This window comes from Fictibacillus phosphorivorans, assembly GCF_001629705.1.
GTDB lineage: Bacteria > Bacillota > Bacilli > Bacillales > Fictibacillaceae > Fictibacillus > Fictibacillus phosphorivorans_A.
The window spans coordinates 2,741,902-2,768,028 of the sequence record NZ_CP015378.1 but is presented as its reverse complement, the minus strand read 5'-3'; the positions used below and the strand labels follow the sequence as shown (position 1 = coordinate 2,768,028).

Here is a 26,127-nt window from a genome sequence, read left to right as displayed (position 1 = left end):
AATGAATAAAGAACAATTGATGGAACAAGCAAAACTCGCACGTGAAAAGGCTTACGTACCTTACTCTAAGTTTCAAGTAGGTGCAGCTCTTCTAACGGCTGATGGTAAAGTATATAACGGAGCGAATATTGAGAACGCGGCCTACAGTTTAACATGTTGTGCTGAACGTACGGCATTATTTAAAGCGTATACAGAAGGTGACACGAAGTTCAGTGCAATCGCTGTTGTAGCAGATACGAAGCGACCTGTACCTCCTTGTGGGGCATGCCGACAAGTTATCTCTGAATTATGTCCGCCAGAAATGCCTGTTTATCTAACGAACCTTAAAGGTGATGTACAGGAGATCTTAGTAAAAGATTTATTGCCTGGTGCATTCTCACCGGAGGATCTAAATGACTAAAGAAGGCTATAAATCAGGTTTTGTAACGATTATCGGCAGACCTAACGTAGGTAAATCCACTCTTTTAAACAAAGTGATCGGACAAAAAATCGCCATAATGAGTGACAAGCCTCAAACAACAAGAAATAAGATACAAGCAGTTTATACAACAGATGAGTCCCAAGTTATCTTTATTGATACACCTGGTATCCATAAACCAAAACACAAGTTAGGCGATTTTATGACGAGAACTGCTCAGCAGACGTTAAATGAAGTCGACCTTATCCTATTTGTTATTAATGCAGAAGAAGGATATGGGCGTGGTGATCAGTTTATCATCGACAGACTTCAAAACGTGAAGAATCCAGTATTCCTAGTCATAAACAAAATCGATAAAGTACATCCTGATCAACTCTTGCCGTTGATCGATATGTATAGAAATAAGTTAGACGTTGCTGAAGTTGTGCCTATTTCCGCTCTTAACGGAAATAACGTAGACACACTTCTTGAACAGATCGTTTCTTATATGGAAGAAGGGCCACAATTTTACCCTGAAGACCAAGTGACCGATCATCCTGAGCGCTTTATTACGGCAGAATTGATACGCGAGAAAGTACTACATCTTACTCGTGAAGAAATTCCTCATTCTGTAGCTGTAGTTATTGAAGAGATGAAAGTACGGGAAGAAAAGAACGTCGTATTTGTAAACGCAACAATCATCGTAGAACGATCGTCTCAAAAAGGAATCATCATCGGTAAACAAGGAAAGATGCTAAAAGAGGTCGGAAAAAGAGCAAGAGCAGATATTGAAACTCTCTTAGGCTCGCGTGTCTTTTTAGAATTGTACGTAAAAGTACAAACCGACTGGAGAAACCGCCAAAAGCAGCTAACCGAGTTCGGCTTCAACGAGGATGAGTATTAATTTTTACTAAAGATCATACTTAATTATTTCTAAGTTTGTTTGTCATCATTGTATGGTTGATTGGAATGCAGGATGCGAGACTCCTGCGGGACGAGTGGGACAGGTGAGACCCCTCAAGGTGCGTAGCGGCAAGGGGGCTCACCGCCCGCCCCGCGGAAAGCGAGCATCCAGAATGGGGATCAACCACTTTCAATTTGGTGAATACAGCTAAAGTAAAAAACTGTTAAAATTTCCTTGACATGAAATAAACAATAAAGGTGAACCTAGTTATTAAGGAGAGAAACAAATAGAAAGGTGTGTCCAAACATGAAAGAATTTACTTGGAAAGTATTCTGTGAGACGGGCAGTATTGATACCTATTTGTTATACAAAGAGCTAGACCATGAAATAACAGCACTATCAGCAGTTATTCCTTATGAAGAGTCTCTTGAGGAACCTCCATTTCATTAATTGAGTAACTACGGTGCCTTCTTAGATTTGAGAGGGTGGTGATTTACCTTGCTTTATAAAGTGGAAGGAATAGTTATTAAAACCATTCCGTATGGTGAATCCAATACGATCATCACTTTGTATACAAAAGAATTTGGGAAACTCGGCGTAATGGCAAGAGGAGCCAAAAAGCCCAAAAGCCGCTTTACTTCCATTACGCAACTTTTTACATACGGAATTTTTGTTTTTCAAAAAGGTAGAGGGCTTGGAACTTTACAACAAGGTGAAGCCCTTTCTTCTTTTCGAAAAATAAGAGAAGACCTTGTAAAAACAGCGTACGCAGCTTATCTAGCAGAACTTTTAGATAGAAATACATCTGAAGATGATCTTAAACCAGACCTTTTCGGATGGATCAAACAATCCTTAGAATATATCAATCATGGTATTGATCCCGAAGTTATCACTTTTTTATTCGAAATGAAAATAATGAAAACGTCCGGAATCGTACCTGAACTGAGTAGATGTGTTTCATGTCACTCTACAGATGGCGATTTTTCTTTCTCTATCAGAGAAGGGGGTTTTCTTTGTGAGAGGTGCTCCTATAAAGATCCATACAGAATGCGGATCTCACGGGGAGCAGTAAAACTGCTTCATATGTTCTATCACCTTGATCTCGCGAGGCTTGGAAACGTTTCTTTAAAAAAAGAAACGAAAAGAGAGCTCCGAATGTTGTTTGATGCATATATGGACGAATATTCAGGAGTATTTTTAAAATCGAAGAAGTTTCTGAAACAATTAGATGACTTATCGTAAAAAACTGTGAAGCTTATATTCTTTACAGTTTTTTTAGTTCGCTTTCTCTCATAAATAGGTTATAATAATGAGAATAAGTATAACACATTGGATGCGGCAAAAGGTGGTGTACACGATCGAACTTAATAAGAGGCAGCAAAAAATCATTGAAATTGTTAAGGATAATGGGCCGATTACAGGCGAACAAATCGCAGATCAATTAGATCTCACAAGAGCAACGCTCAGACCCGATCTTGCCATTCTAACGATGGCAGGATATTTAGATGCAAGGCCAAGAGTGGGATATTTTTATACGGGAAAGACAGGTTCACAGCTCCTGACAGAAAAAATAAAAAAAATTAAAGTTGCGGAATTTACATCGATGCCTGTTGTTGTTCAAGATTCAGCAACGGTCTATGAAGCGATATGTACGATGTTCTTGGAGGATGTTGGCACTCTATTTATCATAAATAAGAACGGACATCTTGCTGGAGTGGCTTCACGAAAAGATTTATTAAGAGCAAGTATGGGGAAACAAGAGATCAACAGTATCCCGATTAACATTATTATGACAAGAATGCCTAATATCACATATTGTTTTAAAGAAGATTATCTTTTAGACATCGCACACATCTTGATCAGAAAACAAATTGATTGTCTTCCAGTTGTAAAACGCTCAGACGATGAGAGTGGTCTTGATGTAGTTGGCAGGATTACAAAGACGAATATTACAAAAGCATTTGTAGAACTAGCACATGACGAATTATTATAATTGAATGGGGAGGCCAACATGACAGGACGTCCTATCGTATATGTCGTCTCGGATTCAGTCGGAGAAACGGCAGAGTTGGTTGTTAAAGCGGCGGCGAGCCAATTTAATTCAAATGGAATAGAGATTAAGAGAGTTCCTTATGTGGAAGATAAAGAGACGATTGATGAAGTCATCTCACTAGCGAAGGATCACAACGGAATCATTGCGTTTACACTTGTTGTGCCTGAAATAAGCGATTACGTTGCGAAGCAGGCTGCGTTACACAACATCCCTACTGTGGACATCATGGGACCTATTATGAATCAACTGCAATCGAGGCTGAACCAAGTTCCGAGATATGAACCCGGAGTCGTGCATAAACTCGATGATGATTACTTTCGGAAAGTAGAAGCCATTGAGTTTGCCGTAAAGTATGACGATGGGAGAGATCCTAGAGGCATATTAAAAGCAGATGTAGTTTTAATCGGTGTTTCAAGAACTTCAAAAACACCCCTTTCACAATACTTAGCTCATAAACGTTTAAAGGTCGCGAATGTACCGATTGTTCCCGAAGTTGAACCACCAGAAGAATTGTTTAAAGTTTCACCAAACAAATGTTTTGGCCTTAAGATAACGCCTGAGAAATTAAACGATATTCGTAGAGAACGATTGAAAGCGCTGGGCTTGAACTCTGAAGCAAACTACGCAAACATGGAAAGAATCAAGCATGAGCTCGTCTATTTTAACAAGATTGTTGATCAGATCGGATGCAGAGTAGTAGAGGTCTCTAATAAAGCTGTCGAAGAATCTGCTAATGTGATCTACAATTTGTTTCAAGGAAAGTCTTATAAATAAAGCGCAAAGGATTTGCGCTTTTTTTATTTTCATCATTTTACTGGTAAAACGGGTAGAGTTTTATTATAATATTACATTGTGATTAAATTTTATAAGTTTGTCCAAAATAGTGATAAATTGAGTATGCTTATTCATGGTAAATGCTCTCATATGAAGGAGAATCACTGTCAAAGTAGAACATAAGAATATGGAAAAAATAATTGGTAATGTATTTGTAGATGCAGATGCTTGTCCTGTTGTGATAAAGGAAGAAATATTCAAGTTCTCCAAAATGTTTGATTTCGAACCCATATTTGTTACATCTTACGCTCACGCGAGTAACTCGGACCAACCTGGTCGCTGGATATTGGTTGATGCAAGTCCTGAAGAAGTGGATCTTTACATACATAATCATTCTAGAAGAAATGATCTTGTTGTGACTCAAGATCATGCCCTCGCAAGCCTTCTTCTTTCAAAAGGGGTTTACGTTATCACCCCAAGAGGGAAACACTTCCAAGAGAATGAAATGGAACAAGTTCTCCATGAACGTTACATGTCTGCAAAAGCGAGGCGTTCTGGTAAGCATTCAAAAGGACCTGCTAAATTTAAAAAAGAGGACACAGAAAGATTCTGCACAGTTTTTTGCGAAATCCTGTCGAATGTTGAAGGAAAATAGAATTGTGCCACGAATATATATCTAGTGTCTAAAAGAAACAGAGATTCTGTGGTGGTTATATGGAACGTATACCTGAGGATTTAATAGAGAAGGTCAGGTCATCAAGTGAAATTGTTGACGTGATCAGCGATTATGTTCCTCTAAAGAAACAAGGCAGAAATTATTTTGGTCTATGTCCTTTTCATGGGGAAAAGTCACCATCCTTTTCTGTCTCACCTGAAAAACAGATTTACCATTGTTTCGGTTGTGGAGCAGGAGGCAATGTTTTTTCTTTTTTGATGAACATTGAAGGGTACTCTTTTATTGAAGCTGTAACGCAGCTTGGGAAAAAAAGTGACATCGAACTTCCTCAAATTCATCAGCAAAACTTCTCCGAGAAAAGCTCTGACGAGAAAAAAGCGATGACTGAGATTCATGAGTTGTTGGCTAAATTGTATCATCACTGTTTACTTCACACAAAACAAGGTAGGCCGGCTTTAGAATATTTGGAGAAGAGAGGATTCACTAGAGAATCCATCGAGCGGTTCCAAATTGGTTTTGCGCCAGATTCATGGGAGACCGCATCCCAATTTCTCCAAAAGCGAGGAATGGATCTACACATCGCTGAAAAAGTTGGGTTGATCGGCAAGAGACAGTCTGATGGGAAACCATATGATCGATTTAGAAACCGAGTCATGTTTCCGATTTGGGATCGTACTGGTGCAGTGGTCGCTTTCGGTGGCCGGGTTTTAGACGGAAAGGACGAGCCGAAGTACCTTAACAGTCCAGAGTCAAAGATTTTCCAAAAGGGAAAGACTCTTTATGGTTTAAACCTTGCACGTGCAGAGATGAGGCAGAAACAACATGCTGTTATCTTTGAAGGGTATGTAGATACTATTGCAGCCTATCGAGCTGGAGTTACAAATGGTGTTGCTTCATTAGGTACTTCGTTAACGGATGATCATGCAGCCATTCTGAAACGAAATGTTCAATCTGTCACAATCTGCTATGACTCTGACCGAGCAGGTGTTGAAGCTGCGTTTCGAGCTTCAGAAATTTTAACAAAACAAGGCTGTACCGTGAAAATTTCACAGATGCCTGACGGAATGGACCCCGATGACTATATTTCGCAATTTGGAAGCGATTCGTTTTTAAAAGATATAATAGGGGCTAGCCTAACTGTGATGGCATTTAAAATACAATATTACAGACGCGGTAAAAACCTTCGAGATGAAGGAGAACGGATGATCTATATCGAAGAGATTATCCAAGAAATTGCGCGTCTGCCAAAAGCGGTTGAACGAGATCATTATCTCCGCCAGATCGCTTCTGAATTCAATCTGTCATTAGATGCATTAAAACAACAGCAGACTCAGACTTTCAAGCAACTGCAAAGGTCTAAGGATAACGGCCCTAAAAAGCGGGATAATAATTTTAGAATACAAACACTTTTGCAAAAGTCATTGTTGCCGAGAAACCTGAATGCTGAGCGTATTGTTCTTGCTCATATGTTAAAAAGTGAGGAAGCCGCTTTTCTAATTCAAGAAAAGTTGGAATCAGGCTTTAATGTTGAAGAACATAATGCGATTGCTGCTTACTTATATGCCTTTTATGAAGAAGGAAATAAACCCAATGTAGGGTTGTTCATGCAGCGTATCGATGATGACAAATTAAGAAAGTTAGCTTCAGAATTAGCGATGCTTACAATCAGTGAAGAGCTGAATGAAATTGAGCTCGCGGATTATATTCGTATTATTTCTAGCTATCCTTTATTGCGAGAGATACAAGAAAAAGAAAAGCAGCAAGAAGACGCAATAAGAAGGAATGAAATAAAACTGGCAGCCCAAATTGCCCAAGATATTATGAGAATGAAAAGATCTCTTAAATAATCGGGATGTAGGATGGTTGAAGTTTTGGAAGGAGGGGATCGAATGGCTGAGAAACCAAACCGTCAAGGAACGGAAGGCGAATTAACCATCGATCAAGTTAAAGAACAATTAGTTGAGGCCGGTAAAAAGCGAGGACGGCTAACATATACTGAGATCACAAGTAAGCTAGCACCTTTTGAACAAGATTCTGATCAAATGGACGAGTTCTATTCATACCTTGAAGAACAAGGTGTTGAAGTTGCTGAAGCGTCTGAAGATGCAGAAGACGAAGAAGATCCTAAGTTCGAAATGGAAAAAGAGGAAGAAGAATTTGATCTAAATGACTTAAGCGTACCACCAGGAGTCAAGATCAACGATCCAGTTCGTATGTACTTAAAAGAGATCGGACGTGTAGACTTACTTTCAGCAGATGAAGAGATCGAACTAGCAAAACGTATCGAGAACGGTGATGAAGAAGCGAAACGCCGTCTCGCAGAAGCTAACTTACGACTCGTTGTAAGTATCGCTAAACGTTATGTTGGTCGTGGAATGCTGTTCCTTGATCTGATCCAAGAAGGTAACATGGGATTGATCAAAGCTGTTGAAAAGTTCGACTATGACAAAGGATTTAAATTTAGTACGTATGCAACGTGGTGGATCCGTCAGGCGATCACCCGTGCAATTGCTGACCAAGCTCGTACGATTCGTATTCCGGTGCATATGGTTGAGACGATTAATAAACTGATTCGTGTGCAACGTCAGCTACTTCAAGATCTTGGGCGTGAACCATCGCCAGAAGAAATTGGTGCTGAGATGGAACTAACACCAGAGAAGGTTCGTGAGATTTTAAAGATCGCACAGGAGCCAGTTTCATTAGAAACGCCAATTGGTGAAGAAGACGATTCCCATTTAGGTGATTTTATTGAAGATCAAGATGCATTAGCTCCATCAGAAGCTGCGGCTTATGAGCTATTGAAAGAGCAGCTTGAAGATGTTCTAGATACGCTAACTGATCGTGAAGAAAACGTTCTACGTCTTCGTTTCGGACTTGATGACGGACGTACTCGTACCCTTGAAGAAGTAGGTAAAGTGTTTGGCGTAACGCGCGAACGAATTCGTCAGATTGAAGCAAAAGCACTCCGTAAACTCCGCCATCCAAGCAGAAGTAAACGATTAAAAGACTTTTTAGAATAGAAAAGTTTGCCCAGTTCTGGGCAAGCTTTTTTTATTTCTTTTATTTTACTTATTATTCCACCTCAATGCAAACTCACCAAATACTCATTTTGCGAATGCTTTATCTACGAAATTCTTTTTGTAGCTTCCTTATTCTTCTTTATATTAAATTAAAAATACTTTAAATCTTGTAAAAATTCAGCCTTTATATCTATAATAAATATGTAAGCGCATACAAATAAAGGCGTAAATTTATTAAAGGGTGGGATGCAACCATGAATTTTACATTAACAGAAGAGCAGTTGATGATTCAAAAAATGATGAGAGAATTTGCAGATGAAGTGGTAGCACCGGGAGCTGAAGCAAGAGATAAAAATAAAGAATTCCCGGTAGAAATTTTTCAAAAGCTTTCTAAACTAGGAATGATGGGTCTGCCTTTTCCAGAAGAATATGGTGGAGGTGGAGCTGATACGGTTAGTTTTGCCATTGCTGTAGAAGAACTGAGCCGCGCTTGTGGTTCTACTGGAATTACATATTCTGCACATGTATCTTTAGGTGGAGCTCCCTTAAATCTATTTGGTACGCACGAACAAAAAGAAAAATATTTAACACCAATCTGTACAGGTGAGTCTCTCGGGGCATTCGGATTAACAGAACCAAATGCAGGATCTGATGCAGGTGGTACAGAAACAACTGCGAAAACGGATAACGGTGAATGGGTGATTAATGGCTCAAAATGTTATATCACGAATGCGAGTTATGCAAAGCACTTAGCATTAACCGCGATTACAAATAGAAATGGTAACGATAAAGAAATCTCAGCGATTATCGTACCGACCGATGCTAAAGGATTCCGGGTTATCGATAACTACGAGAAAATGGGTCTTCATTCTTCTAATACCACCGAACTCTTTATGGAAGATGTAAGAGTACCAGAAGAAAATCTTTTAGGTAAGCGCGGAGACGGCTTTAAACAGTTCTTGGTGACTTTGGATGGAGGAAGGATAGGTATTGGTGCGATGGCAGTAGGAATCGCTCAGGCGGCCTATGAGAAAGCTCTAACTTATGCGAAAGAGCGAAAACAATTCGGAAGATCCATTTCTAAATTCCAAGCGATTCAATTTAAACTGGCAGATATGGCGATGAAGATCGAATTGGCTAGATTAATGGTGTATAAAGCAGCATGGCTAAAAGATCAAGGTAAGAAATTCTCAAAAGAAGCTTCGATGGCAAAATTATATGCTTCTGAAGCTTGTATGCAGATTTGTTCTGAATCCGTTCAAATTCATGGTGGTAACGGCTATATGAGAGATTATCATGTGGAGCGCTATTTTAGAGACGCAAAACTTCTTGAGATCGGAGAAGGTACATCGGAGATTCAGCGTATCGTTATTGCAAGAGAGATCGGCTGCTAACAATCGTCAAAAGACCAAGTGATGGGGTGGATTATGGCTGAACTAATGAAAGTGACTGTAGGGGATTGTTTAAGAAAACAAGCGTTAGAACTTAAGGATCAAGAAGCTATGGTTTACAGCAAACTAGGAATTCGCTACACCTATCAAGAATTTTACGAGTTAACGACTAAAGTTGCCAAAGGTCTGATGGCGATGGGAATTGAAAAAGGCGATCATATAGCTGTTTGGGCTACAAATGTACCCGAATGGCTGCTGCTTCAATTCGGATCAGCTAGAGCTGGTGCTGTTTTAGTCACGGTCAATACGAATTATCAATCTTCAGAATTAGATTATTTATTGAAGCAGTCTGATGCAAAAGCGTTGTTCTTTATCGAACAATTTCGCACTACTTCTTACAAAGATATGGTGGATTCCGTTAAAGGTCGATTAGCAGAATTTCCTGTATTGAAACATTTCATTCAACTGGATGCTGAATCTTCATCTTATGAGACTTTCTCAGATATGTTGGAAGCTGGGAATGTCGTATCTGATGAAGATCTTCAAAGAAGAGAATCATCTCTTCATTGTAATGATGTGATCAACATGCAGTACACGTCTGGAACGACAGGGTTTCCGAAAGGAGTCATGTTGACGCATTACAATATTGTGAATAACGCGAGACAAATAGCGGATAGCATGAACTTGAGTAGTGCAGACCGATTGTGTATTCCTGTTCCTTTCTTTCACTGTTTTGGCTGTGTTTTAGGAACCCTTGCTGCCGTTTCAGTTGGAGCTACGATGGTGCCTATTGTCCAATTCGATCCTCAGGAAGTATTAGAGACCGTTCAAAATGAGAGGTGTACAGGGTTACATGGAGTTCCGACCATGTTCATCGCAGAATTGAATCTTCCAGATTTTGATTCATATGATTTAAGAACCCTTCGTACAGGGATCATGGCAGGATCACCCTGTCCGATAGAAGTAATGAAAAAAGTGATCGAAAAGATGGGAATGTCAGAGATTACGATCGCTTATGGACAGACAGAATCTTCTCCTGTTATTACTCAAACGAGAACAGATGACCCGATCGAACGCAGAGTTGAAACGGTTGGGAAAAAGCATGCTCAATTAGAAGCAAAGGTAGTCGATCCGATCACAAATAAAGAAGTGGGTCCTGGTGAACAAGGAGAACTTTGTACACGAGGGTACCATGTCATGAAGGGTTATTACAAGATGCCTGAAGCAACGACCGAAGCGATCGATGCAGATGGATGGCTTCATACAGGCGACCTTGCGACTGTTGATCGTGAAGGCTATTTTAAAATCACAGGGCGCTTAAAAGATATGATCATCCGTGGCGGTGAGAACGTATATCCGAGAGAAGTAGAAGAATTTCTTTACTCTCATCCATCTATCCTTGATGTACAAGTGATCGGTGTGCCAGATAAGAAATTTGGAGAAAAAGTAGCTGCATGCATCCAAGTAAAAGAAGGGCGAACACTTTCTGAAAATGAATTGAAGGCATATTGTAAAGGAAAGATATCGCACTTTAAGATTCCAGAATATTATCTCTTTCTTGAAGAGTATCCGATGACTGCTTCTGGAAAAGTACAGAAATTTAAGCTTCGAGAACAAGCGATAGAGGCACTTTCAGTTATACATGAATAGCCACCAGTAGTGTGGCTTTTTTCTTTTTTTATCTCTTCACAGTAAGTGAATGACTGAATCTACAAAAGTTAGGTAAAAAAGTTTAAAAAGTTAATGCTGTGACAAAACTGGGAAAAATAGAGTTTGTACTTCCCAAGTAAACGTTTTTACAGTACAATAGGTTATGGATTGTTTACTATACATATTAAGTTTATTAAGATCACAACACATGTAGTGTACAGACGAAGGAGGAATTTGCATGAAACGTAATCCACTCATTCCTTTTGCCATTATTGGAGTTATTGGAATTGTTCTTATGCTTACAATGGGCGGATATGGTATCAACAAAATTCATACGGCTAGTGAAAACAAAGAAAAGGCTGCTATGGATCCGGAAGCTATTTTTAAACAAAACTGTTCTTCTTGTCATGGACAAAATCTTGAAGGTGCTACAGGACCAGCACTTGATAAGATTGGTGGCAAGTATAAGCCGGAAGAAATTGCTGATATTATCAAAAACGGTAAACCAGGTGGAATGCCAGCTGGTGTAGTAAAAGGTGAAGAAGCTAAAATACTAGTTGATTGGTTAGCTGAAAAAAAATAAAATAAGAAGAGCTTCTTGTTATTTATAACAGGAAGCTCTTTTCTATGTATGATCCGACCAAAATCAAATTAAGGAAAAAATATTTATAGTGTTTCTAAGCTTGCTTTTACAAAAAATGATTGAAGTTGCAAATACTAAGACGAATAATCTAATTGAAACGGTGATGAAATATGAATTCAGAAAAGTTATCAAATCGACTCGAGCGTGTGGCTTCCTACGTACCTGAAAATACGATATTAGCAGATATCGGATCTGATCATGCTTATCTTCCTTGTTATCTCGGGCTAAAAAGAGGAATAAAAAAAGGAATCGCAGGTGAGATTACGGAAGGTCCTTATTTATCCGCTAAAGAGCAGGTAGATTTAGACAACCTAAACGATGTGATTGAAGTAAGAAAAGGTGATGGGCTCTCAGTACTTAACCAAGACGAAGCAGAGATAATTACCATTTGTGGCATGGGTGGTTCTTTAATCACATCTATCCTTGAAAAAGGGAAGGATAAGCTTGGACGAGCACAACGTCTTATCCTTCAACCTAACATTGGGTCAAAGACTGTAAGAAAGTGGCTTTTAAAAGAGAACTGGGTATTGATCGCTGAAGAGATTTTAAAAGAGGATGGCAAGATTTACGAAATTCTTGTAGCTGAACGTTCAGGGGAACAACCGTATACGAAACATCAAGAAGCGGAATTATTGTTCGGACCATTCTTATTAAAGAATCAGAACGAAGCGTTTAAGGACAAGTGGGCAGGGGAAGTCAAGCAATGGAACGCTATTTTGACTCAGATGGAAAATAGTTCAGGAGTAGCAGCAGAGGAAAAAAGAGATGAATTAAGAAGAAACATTCAATACGCAGAGGAGTGGATATCTTGAGTAAATGCGCAAATGGGCAATATATCATTTCTCTTTTAGAAAGTTTCGCACCTAAAAAGATGGCCGTAGAAGGTGACCCTATCGGTTTGCAAGTTGGTTCATTGAACAAACCCGTACAAAAAGTGATGATTGCACTTGATGTTTTAGAAAGTGTCGTGGATGAAGCGATTGAAGGAAAAGTTGATCTGATCATTGCTCATCATCCTCTGCTATACCGTCCATTGAAAAAGATTGATATCAGCACATCAAAAGGTAAGGTTATTGAAAAATTAATCAAGAATGATATAGCGGTTTATGCAGCACATACGAACTTAGATGTTACATCGCTAGGTGTGAACGAATGGCTGGCTGATCAACTGCAATTAATGAACACCGAAGTATTATCCACAACGTATGAAGATAAACTCGTAAAGTTATCTGTGTTCGTACCACGTACACATGAAGAACAAGTAAAGGATGCTATAGGTAATGCTGGAGCTGGTCATATCGGAAATTATAGTCACTGTACGTTCACAAGTAATGGTATTGGGACGTTTACTCCCCTAGAAGGTACATCACCTTATATTGGAAAACAGGGGCAGTTGGAGAAAGTAGAAGAAGTGAAGATTGAATCAATCCTACCAGAATCTATACAAAAGATGGTTATTTCGGCAATGAAAAAAGCGCACCCTTATGAAGAGGTAGCGTATGATCTTTACCCGCTTTTGAATAAAGGCGAGGAGCTCGGAATTGGGAAGATTGGAAAACTCTCAAAAGAAATGAATCTTCAGGAATTTGTAGAGCATGTGAAAAAAGTTTTTGGATTATCCCATCTTCGAGTAATAAAAGGTAAGAATTCTAGTATTAAAAAAGTTGCCGTCGTGGGCGGTGATGGCAATAAATATATTTATCCAGCTCTTTATAAAGGAGCCGATGTATTAGTAACGGGAGACATCTATTATCATAATGCCCATGATGCTCAAGAAGAGGGGCTTACAATTATAGATGCTGGACATCATATTGAACAGATCATGAAAAGTAAACTCAAAGATTTACTTGAACAAAAACTAATGAATCACAAATACGAGACGGAGGTTGTAAAATCAAACATCGTTACCGATCCATTTTCGTTTATGTAGACCATGATTTGAACCTCATACACTAAAAAAAAGAACAGCTGGAACACCCAGCTGTTTTTTTTATGACTTTTTCTCTTTAACTTTTGGAAGAATGCGATTAAGTGTTACCTTTCGTTCTTTTTTCCATGTTTCTTCATTTTTATCGTCAAAGTTTTTTAGGAAATCAATCACTTCTTTTGTTATAGGAGTTGGTGTGGAAGCGCCAGATGTGATTCCTACCTTCTTTACGCCTTCTAACCAACTTAGGTCGATTTCAGATACATCAGAGATTCTGTATGCTGTTGTTCCTGCAATTTCCTCTGAAACTTGTGCTAATCGATTTGAGTTATTACTTCTAGGATCTCCAACTACAAGTACCAAGTCACAATCACCTGCTTGGTTCGCAACAGCTTCTTGTCTGACTTGAGTCGCTAAACAGATTTCTTTATGAACCTCGGCAGAAGGATATCTCATAAGCAGTCTTTTAATGAGTTCTGCCACATCCCATTGACTCATCGTCGTTTGATTCGTAATGAGTATTTTGTCACTTTGAACGTTTAGTGAATCTAAATCATCTGTATTTTCAACAAGGTGTACAATATGAGGTGCGATTCCAATGGCGCCTTCTGGTTCAGGGTGACCTTTCTTACCGATATAGATGATTTCATATCCTTCTTTTTCTTTCTCACGGATAAGGTCATGTGTCTTTGTAACATCAGGACATGTAGCATCGATCTCATATAAGCCTTTTTCGTGAGCAATCCGTCTAACTTCTGGTGAAACACCATGAGCCGTATAGATAACCGTGCCTGATTCAATGTTTTTAATAATATCAAGTCTGTTCGCACCATCGAGGGTGATAATCCCTTCATCTTCAAAGGCATCTGTCACATGTTTATTGTGAACAATCATGCCAAGTATATAGATGGGTCTAGGTAATGTCGGATCATTAGCGGCTTGGCGTGCCATGACCATTGCGTCCACTACGCCATAACAATAACCTCGTGGAGATATTTTAACGATTTCCATATTGGATCTCTCCTTTATTTCATATAAAAGACAGCACAGAGATCTATGCTGTCTTGGGAGATTTACTTCTGTATGTGTTTATTATAAAGGAGAGACCATAAGAACTCAAACACTATACTCATACATATAGTTTAGGCCCCGATAGGTGGTAGCCTTTAGGTACGTTTGTTTTAGGTGCTGATGGTACAGCTTTAGTAGCAGCTGGTGTTTTTTTAATCATGGGTGGTGCCTCGGCCTGTATGGATGTCTTAGTAGATTTTGGACCAGCCACAACCACCTTTTCTTCCGTTTCTGTTTTCTTTTTTTCTTTCTTTTCATTTTTCTTTACAACGGTTTTTTTAGGTTCACTTTTTTCAATCGTTTCAGTGGCTTGATCTGTGTTTTCCGGTTTTTCGGAGGTATCTGCCTCAGGATCTTTTTCTGCCTTTGAGCTCGAACCGCTTTGGAAATCTTTAAGAGCTGTCATGATGGAAGGCAGATTTCTCATTGCAGGACCATATTGTTTGATCATAGGTCCCATCGTCTCAGCGACTTTTAAGACCTTTTGTACGTTGTTCAACATCGTAAACACACTTGTTCCACCTGTTATACTTCCACCGCTGCCAATCGTCCCCAAGAATCTGTCAACAGAACCCATCTGACGCGGCATACCATTCATCCCATTCATGTTTTGAAGATATGGATTTACTTGAAAGGGCTGCATAGGATGCTGAGGTTGATTTGGATATCTATAAAAAGGCTGCATAATTCCCCCTCCTTTCCAAAATAATACGCTCATATATAGAATATGAAATAAGAAAAACATGTGTGATATTTATCCCTGTTTTCTTATTAATCTTAAGGATGGTTGGCTTAAATGCAAAACTTACTCTATAATACTAAAAGTGAAGAATTTATATTTGAAAAGAAAAGGTGAGCGTATGAAATCTCCGTTTGAACGGTTAAAAATAAACGAATCGCTCCAGACCGCATTAAGTGGTATTGGATTTGAAAGACCAACTGATATTCAAGAGCGTGTTATTCCGGGAATTATTAACGGACAAGACATGATCGGACAATCGCAAACTGGTTCAGGAAAGACATTTGCGTTCCTGCTGCCATTGATGCATAGAATAGACATCACAAAAGACGAGGTACAAGCAGTAATTACAGCTCCTACTCGTGAGTTAGCACAACAGATCTACAACGAGTTTCTAAAGATCTCTGAGCATATGCCTGAGGATAAGCAAATCCGCGCAAAAGCAATCGTTGGTGGAACGGATAGAAAACGTATGGCTGAAAAACTGAAAACAGTTCCTCAATTAGTGATCGGAACTCCTGGTCGTATTAAAGACTTGGTAAACGCTCAAGAGCTAGTTGTCTTTACAGCGAACATGCTCGTAGTTGATGAAGCCGATCAGATGCTAGATATGGGCTTTATTGAAGATGTAGATCTGATCGCTTCTCGTATGGCCAACGAATTACAAATGATGGTGTTCTCTGCCACTGTTCCAGAAAAACTGCAGCCATTCTTAAAAAAATATATGCAGAACCCTAAGCATGTTCACGTTGAACCACAGCATATTACAGCAAAAGACATCAAGCACGTTCTTATTCAAGCAAAACACAATGACAAACTTCCTACGCTTATCAAAACAGCAAGAAACTATAATCCATATTTTGCGATTATATTTGCTAACACAAAAAAAGCAGTTGATGAGATCGCAGATGCTATGAGTGCTGAAGGAATGAGTGTTGAACGTCTTCATGGTGATATTCCGCCTCGTACAAGAAAAAGCATCATGAAACGTGTTCAAAAAGCTGAGTTTCAGTTTTTAGTAGCAACTGACCTTGCAGCTCGTGGAATTGACATCAAAGGTGTCAGCCACATCATCAACTACGAGTTCCCGAAAGATCTTGATTTCTACATTCATAGAGCAGGAAGAACGGGCCGTGCAGGAATGTCAGGAATCTGTGCATCTCTTTACGAGCAAACAGATCAGCATTCTGTTCAAAAGTTAAAAGAGAAGAAAATTATCTTCCACATCGAACAATATAAGAATGGTGAATGGGTACCTGTCAAGCCGAGCAAGAAAAGTACGGGTGCAAAAGAGCAAGATGGCGTTTATGTTCCAAAACCACGCAAAGTAAAGCCTGGTTACAAGAAGAAAATGGACGAGCAGAAAAAGAAACTTATGAAGAAGAAAAGAAGAAACATCAGATAGTAGGTTAGGGAAGAGGGGAAAATATGATTAAACTAGGATCTCACGTTTCAATGAGCGGTAAAAAAATGCTTCTCGCTGCGAGTGAAGAAGCTGTTTCATATGGTGCCAACACATTTATGATCTATACAGGTGCACCCCAAAACACGAGACGAAAAAAAATTGAAGACCTTAATATCGAAGCAGGAACGAAACACATGATTGAGAACGGTATCGTGGATATCGTGGTTCATGCACCGTATATCATCAACATCGGAAATGCTGTGAAACCTGAAACATTCGAATTGGGAGTCGATTTCTTAAGAAGAGAGATCGAACGAACGGACGCACTAGGAGCAAAACAGATCGTCCTTCATCCGGGGGCACATGTTGGTGAAGGTTCTGAGATTGGAATCAAGAAAATTATCGAAGGACTTAACGAAGTTTTAACAAAAGAGCAGAATGTTCAAATCGCACTAGAGACAATGGCAGGTAAAGGATCTGAATGTGGTAAAACATTCGAAGAACTTGCTCAGATCATTGATGGTGTATCGCTTAACGAAAAACTTTCTGTTTGTTTTGATACATGTCATACACACGATGCAGGTTATGATATCGTTCATGATTTTGATGGAGTAATGAACCAGTTCGATAAGTTGATCGGAATAGATCGTATTAAAGTTTTCCACATCAATGACAGCAAAAATGTAACTGGTGCTGCTAAAGATAGACACGAAAACATCGGCTTTGGACATATCGGCTTTGATGCCTTAAATTACATCGTTCATCACGAACAATTTAAAGATATCCCTAAAATTCTTGAAACACCTTATGTGGGTACAGATAAAAATAACAAAAAACCCCCATATCAATTAGAGATCGAGATGATCAAAGCAAAAACGTTCGATCCAGAACTTCAGAACAAGTTATTACAACCATAACTTTTTCATTAAAAGAAGTTAAAATGAAAAAGCCGCACAGCAGTGCGGCTTTTTGTTTTACCGATCAATATACGTTTGAATTAAGTATTGGATATAGTTCGCTTTTTCAGGGCTAACTTCTTTTGCGATGGTAGCAATGATCATCTTACGCTGTGATAGATTTTTGATATCAATCGTCTGCCTTCGCAATATGTTTACGATCTGTACGGCTTCTTTTTGTGAAATGGGAAGCTGATATTGCGCGGCTAGTGAGATCAGTTCGTTCGGACTGATCGAATTAAGTTTCTGATTTACAAAATGAACAATGATTGGATTCATTTAGAAACCCCCTCCCGACTTTCTCATTGTATGAGGAAGGAGTAAAGAAAGTGCTAAAAAAGACTTCGGAATAGAGTCCAAAGTCTTTTTGTTTATATTTTTATACGATTGTATGAAGAATAAAATTCATAAAGAATAAAAAGGCGATTACATACATGGGTGCTGTAACCTGTTTCTTCTGCCCTGACATCCATTTGACAAGTGGATATGCGATAAATCCAAATGCCAGGCCATCCACGATGCTGTACGTTAATGGTATTAACGCTATGATAAGAAATGCTGGAAACATCTCTGTAAAATCAGCAAATGGAATATGCTGAATCTGCTGAACCATCAGACCGCCAATGATAATCAAGATAGGAGCTATAGCTCCATCAGGAATATAGGCGATGAAAGGTGCTGCAAACATGGATAAAAAGAACAACACAGCTACTGTAATACTTGTAATTCCTGTTCTGCCGCCTTCTTGTATCCCAGATGCACTTTCTACCGTTGAGATCGTTGGACTAGTTCCAAATAAACCTGAAACGATAGATGAAGCTGCATTCGCTTGAAAAGCTTTTGGGAATTTCTCTTGATCAGGTAACAGGCCGTATAACAATCCCATGTTCTCGAATGTGATGATCATGGTTAATGAGAACGTTGCTATCCAAAAGGAAAGCTCTGTTATTCCTGAAAAATCAAATGCAAAAAACAATTCGCCAAACGGTTTAAAAGAGAAGCCATCAGACATGCCTTTCACTTCTTGAGTATGCCCCATAAAGAACCCTATAAGAGTTGTAAAGGCGATCCCGATTAAGAAGCTTCCTTTAACGTTCTTTAGAAACAGAGCCAGTGTTACCGAGAGGCCGATTACTGTTAGTATAGCGTCGGGACGATCTAGATGTCCTAACTTTACAAAAGTCGCAGAGCTCGCTTCTATGATTCCGCCCTTTTGTAACCCAATAAACGTTAAGAATAACCCGATTCCTACTGTAATGCTATGTTTCAATGATTGAGGTATACTTTTTGAAAGTATATCCTTTAAAGGTGTCGAAGCTGCGATTAAAAAGAATATCCCAGACATCACGACAGCAGCAAGAGCTTCCTGCCAACTTAAATTCATACCTTGCACGATGGTATACGTAAAGAACGCGTTTACCCCCATGCCCGGCGTTAATACGATCGGAGCCTTTGCATACAGCCCCATGATCAGACAACCAACTACAGAAGTAAGGATCGTAGCGAGAACTACCCCCTCATAGGGCATCCCAGCATCTGCTAATATTAGCGGATTAACGACAATAATATAAGCGATGGTGAAAAATGAGGTGATCCCTGCAAGTACTTCTTTCTTTAGTGAAACTTGATTTTGTTCCATTTTTTCCTTCCTTAAATCTTAAAAACATCCCTCTCCCACCCAGCAGTTTCCTGCCAGAGTTGATTATATAGCAAATGTAGAAATATGGCTAGAGAAAATCGTTTACAATCTTGTGTCCACACTATATAATTTGACTTAAGTAAAAAAGTTGCCTAAAGGAAACATTTTCTTCTTTAAAATTATTCACTTTCCTTCTATTCTTTTCATACAATTGTGAAGGGATTATTTTTTTAATTAAAAGTTGCGCTTGGGCAAAAAAAGTTACTGAACGAAAAAGGAGGTCTTTTTCAATGGATGAAGCATTAAAGATCGATCACTTATATGTATCTTACTTAGGAAATCAAGTAGTAAAAGATATTTCATTCTCAGTGGATAAAAGTAGTTTAGTTGGAATCATCGGACCGAACGGTGCAGGTAAATCAACTATGATGAAAGCGGCTTTACACTTAATACCGAAAGACAAAGGTGAGGTTCAAATATTCGGAGAGTCGCTCAAAAAATGGAGAAAAAAAATCGCTTATGTTCCACAGCGTTCAGATATCGACTGGGATTTTCCAATTACAGTATTTGACGTAGTTCTTCTTGGAACGTATCCGAAACTAGGATTGTTTAAACGTCCTACTAAAAGTGATAGAGAATGGGCTTATGAATGTTTGAAAACAGTAGGTATGGAAACATTCAGTAACCGACAGATCGGCGAACTCTCAGGTGGACAGCAGCAAAGGGTATTCCTTGCTCGAGCACTGGCTCAAAAAGCAGAGTTATTCTTTCTCGATGAACCTTTTGTAGGAATTGATGTGGCAAGTGAAGAAACGATTATTAATATTTTGCGAGAATTAAAAAAAGAAGGAAAAACCATTCTGGTCGTACACCATGATCTAAGCAAAGCAGAATCTTACTTCGATCATTTGCTGCTACTAAATAAAAATATGATTCATTATGGTGCTTCTGAAGAAGTTCTTCAGCCTGAGGTGATCACAAAAGCTTACGCTAATCAGTTTTCATTTCTTCAGCCTAAAGGAGTGAACGTAACATCATGAGTATCTTTGAATTTTTTCAAGCGTTGTTTCAATACGAATTCTTACAAAAAGCACTTTTTACTTCTGTAATTGTAGGAATCATTTGTGGAATCGTAGGGTGTTTCATCATCTTAAGAGGAATGGCCTTAATGGGAGATGCGATCTCTCATGCCGTGTTGCCTGGTGTTGCGATCAGCTACATGCTAGGAATTAATTTTTTCTTTGGAGCTGTGATAACAGGAGTCCTTACTGCGATTGGGATCGGATATGTAAGTCAGAACAGCAGGATCAAACATGATATGGCCATAGGTATCATGTTTACGAGTATGTTTGCTGTAGGAATCGTGATCATAACGATGATGAAAAGTTCTGCCGATCTGTATCACATTCTCTTTGGTAATGTTCTTGCGGTACGGATGAGTGACATGTGGATCACACTTGGAATTGGTGTATTAGTGATAGGGCTGGTTGTTTTGTTCTATAAAGAACTTCTCGTTTCAACATTTGATCCAACCATGGCACAAAGCTATGGATTGCCAAACAAATGGATTCATTATTGTTTGATGGCCGTATTAACGATGGTCACGGTTGCATCTCTGCAGACGGTAGGAATCGTTTTAGTAGTTGCGATGCTGATCACACCGGCAGCAACTGCGTATCTCCTAACGAACCGATTGTCGGTCATGATCTATTTGTCTGCAACAATCGGAGTAATATCATCTGTCTTTGGGTTGTATTTTAGCTTTACGTATAACTTGGCATCAGGTGCAACGATCGTATTAGTTTCAGCATTTCTGTTTGCACTCGCATTCTTCTTTTCCCCATCACAAGGAATCGTTTGGAAAGCGTACAAATCTAGAAAAAACAGACTGGAACTTTTAGAGAAATAGGGAGGATAGACGTATGTTTAAAAGAATAGCAAAGCTCGTTTTAACAGGGGCATTATTAGCCGCTGCAGCTGGATGCAGTGCTGGTGAAAAAGATTCAGAAAAGGTTCAAGTGGTAGCTACTTATTCTATTATCTATGACTTAGTTAAGAATGTTGGAGGAGACAAGGTCGAAGTTCATAGCTTAGCACCGATCGGGTCGAATCCACATGAGTATGATCCACTTCCTGAAGATGTACTGAAAACAACGGATGCTGATGCCATTTTCTATAATGGCTTAAATCTTGAAGAAGGAAATTCGTGGTTTAATAAATTGCTGAAGACGGCTGATAAAGATGGAAAAGATGCACCGGTTTACCGTGTAAGTGAAGGTGTGGAGGCGATCCACCTCGAATCGAAAGGTCTCGAAAAACAATATGACCCCCATGCATGGCTGAATATTGAGAATGGAATCAAGTATGTTGAGAACATTCGTGATGCACTCATGAAAGAGGATCCTGAAAACAAAGACTACTATAAAAAGAATGCTGAAAAATATATGGGTGAATTAAAGACACTTCATGATAAGACGATTGCAGAGTTGAATAACATTCCAAAAGAGAAACGAGTTTTAATTACGAGTGAAGGAGCATTTAAATATTTTGGAGAAGCCTATAACATAGATACAGCATATGTGTGGGAGATTAATTCTGAAAATCAAGGTTCTCCTCAACAAGTCAAAAACTTAGTTGATTATATTAAGAAGACAAATGTTCCTGGTCTTTTCGTTGAAACGAGTGTTGATCCAAGAAGTATGGAAACAGTGTCAAAAGAGACTGGTGTGCCGATAAAAGGCAAGGTCTTTACGGATTCCTTAGGAAAGCCTGGTAAGGATGGAGACACATATAAGAAAATGATGGAATGGAACACAGAAACCATTATAGAGGGATTGAAATAAGATGATAAAAAGAAGCTGATTAACAACGCAGCTTCTTTTTGTTTTTAATCACGCATGCATTATAATACATAGAGTGAAGTTTGCGATAAAGGTGGAAAAGATATGAGTATTAAAGCAGTCTGTTTTGATATGGACGGTGTGATTGTTGATACGATGCGTCACCATGTTGATGCTTGGCGTCATGCATTCAGCGAAAAAGGATATGACCATGAAGAGCTCGTCTTTTACTTAAGAGAAGGAATGCCAGGTAAAAAAACGATTAAAGATGTTTTTAACCATTCTAATGTGGTTGCTAACGAAGAGCTGATTGAAAGTATATATGTACAAAAAAGAAATTATTTTAAGAAACACGCCCAATATGATTTTATAGAGGAAACGGTATCTACACTAAAGGTCTTGAGTGATGAGGAAATTCCTATTGCAGTCGTTACGGGAAGTAGAAGAGAATTTGTTTCCGAAGTTTTAAGTAAACTGCCTGTTACCTTTGATATAATTGTTACTGGAGATGATGTCAAAGAAGGGAAACCATCGCCTGAACCTTACCGATTAGCTATGGATCGACATCCTTTTAAGCCATCAGAGTGGCTAGTTGTTGAAAACGCTCCACTTGGTATACAATCTGCTAAACGAGCAGGAGCTTTTTGCCTAGCTGTTGAAACGACTCTGGACAAAAAATACTTGGGAGAAGCAGATAAGATCATCAGCCCAAAAGATCTGCAATACCATGTGAAGAGTCTTGTAAATGGAATGACTTAAATAATTGAACATGCTCATAAAGCATGTTGTTTTACTTTGTTCATAATTCGTGTATACTATGAGACAGTTTAAATCGTACTCATTACTACTTATTTTTCGATTTCTCACGGAGGTTAATCATGAATAACAATATAGGATCGATAGCCATTCGTGTAGATGATTTATCGTTTCATTATGGCGATAAAAATGTTCTCCAACATGTAACGATGGAGATTAAGAAAGGATCCTTTCTTGGACTAGTTGGTCCGAACGGTTCAGGTAAATCTACACTGATTAAATGTATATTAGGACTTCAAAAGCCTCAAGAAGGAAACGTATATCTTTTTGGGGAAAAAGTGAACAAATTTAATGACTGGGAAAAGGTTGGGTATGTATCACAAAAAGCAAATAGCTTTAACACAGCCTTTCCTGCAACAGCCTTCGAAGTTGTATCGATGGGGCTCTTTGGTAAAGTAGGATTGTTTAAATTCTTAAAAGCATCTGATAAGAAAAAAGTTTGGGAAGCATTAAGGTCAGTGAAAATGGATCAGTACGCTCACCAGAATATTGGGGAGTTATCTGGAGGACAGCAACAACGAATTTTTATTGCTCGAGCTCTAGTCAGCGATCCCGAACTATTAATATTAGATGAGCCAACTGTTGGAGTCGATACGGAATCGTCAGACTCTTTTTATAAAATGCTTAAAGAACTTCATCGTGAGAATAGTATGACGCTTGTGTTGGTAACTCATGATGTCGGTGTGATGACGAATTACGTAACAGATGTTGCTTGTTTGAACAAACAGATTCATTTTCATGGAAACACGAAGGAGTTTGAAGAAAGTTCGTCTGAAAATATATCTGCTTTTTATGGTCATCATGTTCATGTTCTTCACCATGATCATGGGCACGAGTAAGGGGAGGAACACATGTTACCGTTTTTAAAATATGAATTCTTACAAAATGCCTTCTTGACAGGAATAATGGTTGGTTTGCTTGCTCCTGTGTTAGGGGTTTTTATTGTGGTAAGAAGACAAGCGTTAATTGCAGATGCATTGTCTCATATCACATTAGCGGGTATTGCTGCTAATTTACTGTTAGGAAAATGGTCTTCCTTCTTTGCTGCAGCTAATCCCATTTACATGGGGATGGCTTTCTCGGTAGGTGGAGCAATTTTTATTGAACAGCTCAGAAAAGTGTACAAACACTATGAGGAGCTGGCTATACCCATTATTATGTCAGCGGGAATAGGCCTTAGTGTTATCTTCATCTCAATGGCAGACGGTTTCAACACAGACCTGTTCAACTATTTATTCGGAAGTATCATTGCGGTTAAGCGTTCGGATGTTTGGACTGTTTTTGCCATTCTTATTGTTGTTCTTTTATTTGTATTTTTTATGTACAAAGAATTATTTGTTCTATCTTTCGATGAAGAGCAAGGAAAGCTATCTGGCATTCGAAGCAACTGGATCTTAGTTGCTTTTATGGCAATAACAGCTTTAGTTATCGCTGCTTCTATGAAAATAGTTGGCATTCTTTTAGTGTCAGCGCTTATGACGTTGCCCGTTGCGGCTAGTATCCGAATCGCTAAAGGATTTAAACAGGCAATCTGGCTCTCAGTTCTTTTTGGGGAGATCTCAGTCATTGCAGGTATGTTTTTATCTTATTACCTTGATCTTGCATCAGGTGGAACGATTGTTTTATGTTTGGTTGTTATATTGTTCTTAACTATTCTTTATAAAAAGTTTACAGGTTCCAGAAAGGTGGGTCACTTGTGAAATTTGCGATGACGATCGAACAGGCAATGGACCTTTTAAAAGAAAAGGGCTATAAGTATACGGAAAAGCGAAAAGATCTTCTTTCATTATTTGCTCGCGAAAAGAGATATCTTACAGCAAAAGAAGTTCAAGAAGCACTTAAAGATAAGTATCCTGGTCTGAGTTTCGATACGATCTATCGAAATCTAACCACTTTTGTCGAGTTAGACTTACTTGAAGAAACAGAGTGGGAAGGGGAGAAAAAGTTTCGATTTACGTGTTCACATAATGAACATCATCATCACTTAATCTGCCTAACATGTGGAAGTACGAAGTCCATTCATACATGTCCGATGGAAGTGTTAGATAGCGAATTGAACGGTTTTGACGTAACAGGACATAAATTTGAGATCTACGGTTATTGTAATGCGTGCAAAAATTAAACTTTTTACAACGAATGAAGTATGTATCTCCTTTTATTTAGCCAAGCTAAAGTGAAAGGAGGTTTTTTTTATGCCTGAAGTTAAATGTAATGTATCGAATTGCACGTATTGGGGGGAAGGCAACAACTGTGTAGCTGATGCCATTCTTGTTGAAATCGACAAGCATGCAAATATGTCTGTTGACATGAGTGCAGATGGGAGCCTCCATGGTGATGCGGCTCATAAAGATGCTGCCCACGATACAGCTGAAACATGTTGTCATACGTTTAGAGCTAAACATTAAGCAAAGAGGCCAATAACAGGCCTCTTTTTCAATGCCCATAAACTAACATCTATGAAAAAGTCACTTTAATGCCATAATAAGAACGCTCCTTACCACGATAAGAGGGGGAATCATCATGGCATACGAAAGAGATGACCGTACAATTAATAATAACGAAGCGGTATTTCGGGAAGAGATGGCCGCGGAAGCTGTACCAGTTCCTGTAAGAAGTGAGATGACGTTACCTGAGAACGAGAGACCTCGTTATTCAGATCGGGACGACCATCACAGACACGAACATGAAGATTCACGGGAAACAGCAGGAGGGAAAGCGACAGGAATCATCGCGATCATCTTGTCTGTATTATCTTTGTTCATACTTCCTGTGTTGTTTGGGGCAGCAGGTATTATTGTCGGATTCATTGCCAGAAGACAAGGTGCACATTCACTTGGTAATTGGGCGATCGGCATAGGTGTCGTATCCATTATCATATCGTTGTTTTTTGCACCATTCTTTTAAAGGAAAAAGGAGCAAAGGAGAAGCTAACCGCTTCTTCTTTTTTATTGAATAAGGCTGTTTTTAAAAAGGCATTTTACGCAGGCTTTGTTGCTTGTGGAAGTAATTGATCTCCGTTTCAGATGCTCGCTTTCCGCCCAGAGGGAAAGGAGTCTCGCACCTAGTACTCCGATCAACACATCTTCGAAGAATGAAAAGGCCATTTCTATTAGAGTGTTGCTTTAAAAACGTTTTTTTCATCCTCTAGCATGGTGATTGAAGAGGAAGGTTGCCGACTCCTATGGGACGAGCGGTCAGGTGGAGGCTCCTAAAGGCGCATTGCGGC

29 protein-coding genes are annotated in these 26,127 nt (G+C 39.0%); 25 read left to right on the top strand and 4 right to left on the bottom strand.

All coding sequences use genetic code 11. The annotated features are described in order from the left end of the window. Position 1 precedes the first annotated feature (1 nt). From ABE65_RS14360 to ABE65_RS14300, 14 genes are all read left to right on the top strand, one after another. Complete coding sequence (locus tag ABE65_RS14360; RefSeq protein WP_066396270.1) at positions 2-400, top strand: cytidine deaminase; 399 nt, start codon at positions 2-4, stop codon at positions 398-400. Then, positions 393-1,301: a GTPase Era gene (gene era, locus ABE65_RS14355; protein ID WP_066396268.1), complete on the top strand. Its 909-nt coding sequence runs from the start codon at positions 393-395 to the stop codon at positions 1,299-1,301. Before ABE65_RS14360 ends, era begins: the two co-directional genes overlap by 8 nt. Before the next feature lie 306 nt (positions 1,302-1,607). Beyond that, positions 1,608-1,751: a YqzL family protein gene (locus ABE65_RS21580; RefSeq protein ID WP_082861442.1), complete on the top strand. Its 144-nt coding sequence runs from the start codon at positions 1,608-1,610 to the stop codon at positions 1,749-1,751. Between the two features lie 48 nt (positions 1,752-1,799). After that, positions 1,800-2,543 (top strand): DNA repair protein RecO, encoded by a 744-nt coding sequence (gene recO, locus ABE65_RS14350; RefSeq protein ID WP_066396265.1) that lies wholly within the window; start codon positions 1,800-1,802, stop codon positions 2,541-2,543. Between the two features lie 67 nt (positions 2,544-2,610). After that, complete coding sequence (locus ABE65_RS14345; RefSeq protein WP_228116167.1) at positions 2,611-3,294, top strand: transcriptional regulator CcpN; 684 nt, start codon at positions 2,611-2,613, stop codon at positions 3,292-3,294. A gap of 18 nt (positions 3,295-3,312) precedes the next feature. Beyond that, positions 3,313-4,128, top strand: coding sequence for a pyruvate, water dikinase regulatory protein (locus tag ABE65_RS14340; RefSeq protein ID WP_066396260.1), 816 nt, complete (start codon positions 3,313-3,315; stop codon positions 4,126-4,128). Positions 4,129-4,315: 187 nt separating this feature from the next. Then, entirely contained in the window at positions 4,316-4,783 is a 468-nt protein-coding gene (locus tag ABE65_RS14335; protein ID WP_066396259.1) for a YaiI/YqxD family protein, read from the top strand. A gap of 59 nt (positions 4,784-4,842) precedes the next feature. Further along, positions 4,843-6,651: a DNA primase gene (dnaG, locus tag ABE65_RS14330; RefSeq protein ID WP_066396257.1), complete on the top strand. Its 1,809-nt coding sequence runs from the start codon at positions 4,843-4,845 to the stop codon at positions 6,649-6,651. Positions 6,652-6,693: 42 nt separating this feature from the next. Continuing rightward, the gene (rpoD, locus tag ABE65_RS14325) at positions 6,694-7,824 is read left to right on the top strand and encodes an RNA polymerase sigma factor RpoD (protein ID WP_066396256.1); all 1,131 of its coding nucleotides are present in this window, start codon (positions 6,694-6,696) and stop codon (positions 7,822-7,824) included. A 254-nt stretch (positions 7,825-8,078) separates the two neighbouring features. Beyond that, complete coding sequence (locus ABE65_RS14320; RefSeq protein ID WP_066396255.1) at positions 8,079-9,218, top strand: acyl-CoA dehydrogenase family protein; 1,140 nt, start codon at positions 8,079-8,081, stop codon at positions 9,216-9,218. Positions 9,219-9,251: 33 nt separating this feature from the next. Further along, complete coding sequence (locus ABE65_RS14315; RefSeq protein ID WP_066396253.1) at positions 9,252-10,865, top strand: AMP-binding protein; 1,614 nt, start codon at positions 9,252-9,254, stop codon at positions 10,863-10,865. A gap of 238 nt (positions 10,866-11,103) precedes the next feature. Beyond that, entirely contained in the window at positions 11,104-11,448 is a 345-nt protein-coding gene (gene cccA / locus ABE65_RS14310; protein WP_066396251.1) for a cytochrome c550, read from the top strand. 170 nt (positions 11,449-11,618) lie between these two features. Beyond that, positions 11,619-12,320 carry a tRNA (adenine(22)-N(1))-methyltransferase gene (locus tag ABE65_RS14305; RefSeq protein WP_066396243.1) on the top strand — a complete coding sequence of 234 codons (702 nt, stop codon included), beginning with the start codon at positions 11,619-11,621 and terminating at the stop codon, positions 12,318-12,320. Next, positions 12,317-13,438 carry a Nif3-like dinuclear metal center hexameric protein gene (locus ABE65_RS14300; RefSeq protein WP_066396242.1) on the top strand — a complete coding sequence of 374 codons (1,122 nt, stop codon included), beginning with the start codon at positions 12,317-12,319 and terminating at the stop codon, positions 13,436-13,438. The genes ABE65_RS14305 and ABE65_RS14300 overlap by 4 nt, the downstream gene beginning before the upstream one ends. Positions 13,439-13,498: 60 nt before the next feature. Here the strand turns inward: ABE65_RS14300 and ABE65_RS14295 are convergent, their stop codons facing one another. Continuing rightward, a complete protein-coding gene (locus ABE65_RS14295) occupies positions 13,499-14,446 on the bottom strand; it encodes a 4-hydroxy-3-methylbut-2-enyl diphosphate reductase (protein WP_066396241.1) in 948 nt (315 codons plus the stop codon). Positions 14,447-14,564: 118 nt separating this feature from the next. Beyond that, entirely contained in the window at positions 14,565-15,191 is a 627-nt protein-coding gene (gene vrrA / locus ABE65_RS14290) for a VrrA/YqfQ family protein (protein WP_066396239.1), read from the bottom strand. Positions 15,192-15,366: 175 nt separating this feature from the next. Between vrrA and ABE65_RS14285 the strand changes: the two genes are divergently transcribed. Both ABE65_RS14285 and ABE65_RS14280 read left to right on the top strand, forming a co-directional pair. Further along, positions 15,367-16,650: a DEAD/DEAH box helicase gene (locus ABE65_RS14285; RefSeq protein WP_066396238.1), complete on the top strand. Its 1,284-nt coding sequence runs from the start codon at positions 15,367-15,369 to the stop codon at positions 16,648-16,650. 23 nt (positions 16,651-16,673) lie between these two features. Next, positions 16,674-17,567, top strand: coding sequence for a deoxyribonuclease IV (locus tag ABE65_RS14280; protein WP_066396236.1), 894 nt, complete (start codon positions 16,674-16,676; stop codon positions 17,565-17,567). Between the two features lie 57 nt (positions 17,568-17,624). On the opposite strand, the gene ABE65_RS14275 is transcribed toward ABE65_RS14280, so the two are convergent. Both ABE65_RS14275 and ABE65_RS14270 read right to left on the bottom strand, forming a co-directional pair. Next, entirely contained in the window at positions 17,625-17,885 is a 261-nt protein-coding gene (locus tag ABE65_RS14275) for a DUF2624 domain-containing protein (protein ID WP_066396234.1), read from the bottom strand. A gap of 100 nt (positions 17,886-17,985) precedes the next feature. Then, the gene (locus ABE65_RS14270; RefSeq protein WP_066396231.1) at positions 17,986-19,245 is read right to left on the bottom strand and encodes an NCS2 family permease; all 1,260 of its coding nucleotides are present in this window, start codon (positions 19,243-19,245) and stop codon (positions 17,986-17,988) included. Between the two features lie 290 nt (positions 19,246-19,535). On the opposite strand from ABE65_RS14270, the gene ABE65_RS14265 reads away from it, so the two are divergent. The 9 genes from ABE65_RS14265 (at position 19,536) to ABE65_RS14225 (ending at position 25,805) form a co-directional block, all read left to right on the top strand. Then, a complete protein-coding gene (locus tag ABE65_RS14265) occupies positions 19,536-20,285 on the top strand; it encodes a metal ABC transporter ATP-binding protein (RefSeq protein WP_066396229.1) in 750 nt (249 codons plus the stop codon). Continuing rightward, the gene (locus ABE65_RS14260) at positions 20,282-21,154 is read left to right on the top strand and encodes a metal ABC transporter permease (protein WP_066396227.1); all 873 of its coding nucleotides are present in this window, start codon (positions 20,282-20,284) and stop codon (positions 21,152-21,154) included. The genes ABE65_RS14265 and ABE65_RS14260 overlap by 4 nt, the downstream gene beginning before the upstream one ends. A gap of 13 nt (positions 21,155-21,167) precedes the next feature. Next, a complete protein-coding gene (locus ABE65_RS14255; RefSeq protein ID WP_066396225.1) occupies positions 21,168-22,088 on the top strand; it encodes a metal ABC transporter substrate-binding protein in 921 nt (306 codons plus the stop codon). 102 nt (positions 22,089-22,190) lie between these two features. Beyond that, complete coding sequence (locus ABE65_RS14250; protein ID WP_066396222.1) at positions 22,191-22,844, top strand: HAD family hydrolase; 654 nt, start codon at positions 22,191-22,193, stop codon at positions 22,842-22,844. Positions 22,845-22,963: 119 nt separating this feature from the next. Continuing rightward, complete coding sequence (locus ABE65_RS14245; protein WP_066396219.1) at positions 22,964-23,740, top strand: metal ABC transporter ATP-binding protein; 777 nt, start codon at positions 22,964-22,966, stop codon at positions 23,738-23,740. Positions 23,741-23,752: 12 nt separating this feature from the next. Next, entirely contained in the window at positions 23,753-24,601 is an 849-nt protein-coding gene (locus ABE65_RS14240) for a metal ABC transporter permease (protein ID WP_066396217.1), read from the top strand. Between the two features lie 8 nt (positions 24,602-24,609). Then, complete coding sequence (locus tag ABE65_RS14235) at positions 24,610-25,023, top strand: Fur family transcriptional regulator (RefSeq protein WP_066400205.1); 414 nt, start codon at positions 24,610-24,612, stop codon at positions 25,021-25,023. A 70-nt stretch (positions 25,024-25,093) separates the two neighbouring features. After that, positions 25,094-25,306 carry a DUF1540 domain-containing protein gene (locus ABE65_RS14230; protein ID WP_066396215.1) on the top strand — a complete coding sequence of 71 codons (213 nt, stop codon included), beginning with the start codon at positions 25,094-25,096 and terminating at the stop codon, positions 25,304-25,306. 115 nt (positions 25,307-25,421) lie between these two features. After that, positions 25,422-25,805: a DUF4190 domain-containing protein gene (locus ABE65_RS14225; RefSeq protein ID WP_066396213.1), complete on the top strand. Its 384-nt coding sequence runs from the start codon at positions 25,422-25,424 to the stop codon at positions 25,803-25,805. The last annotated feature ends 322 nt before the right edge of the window (positions 25,806-26,127 follow it).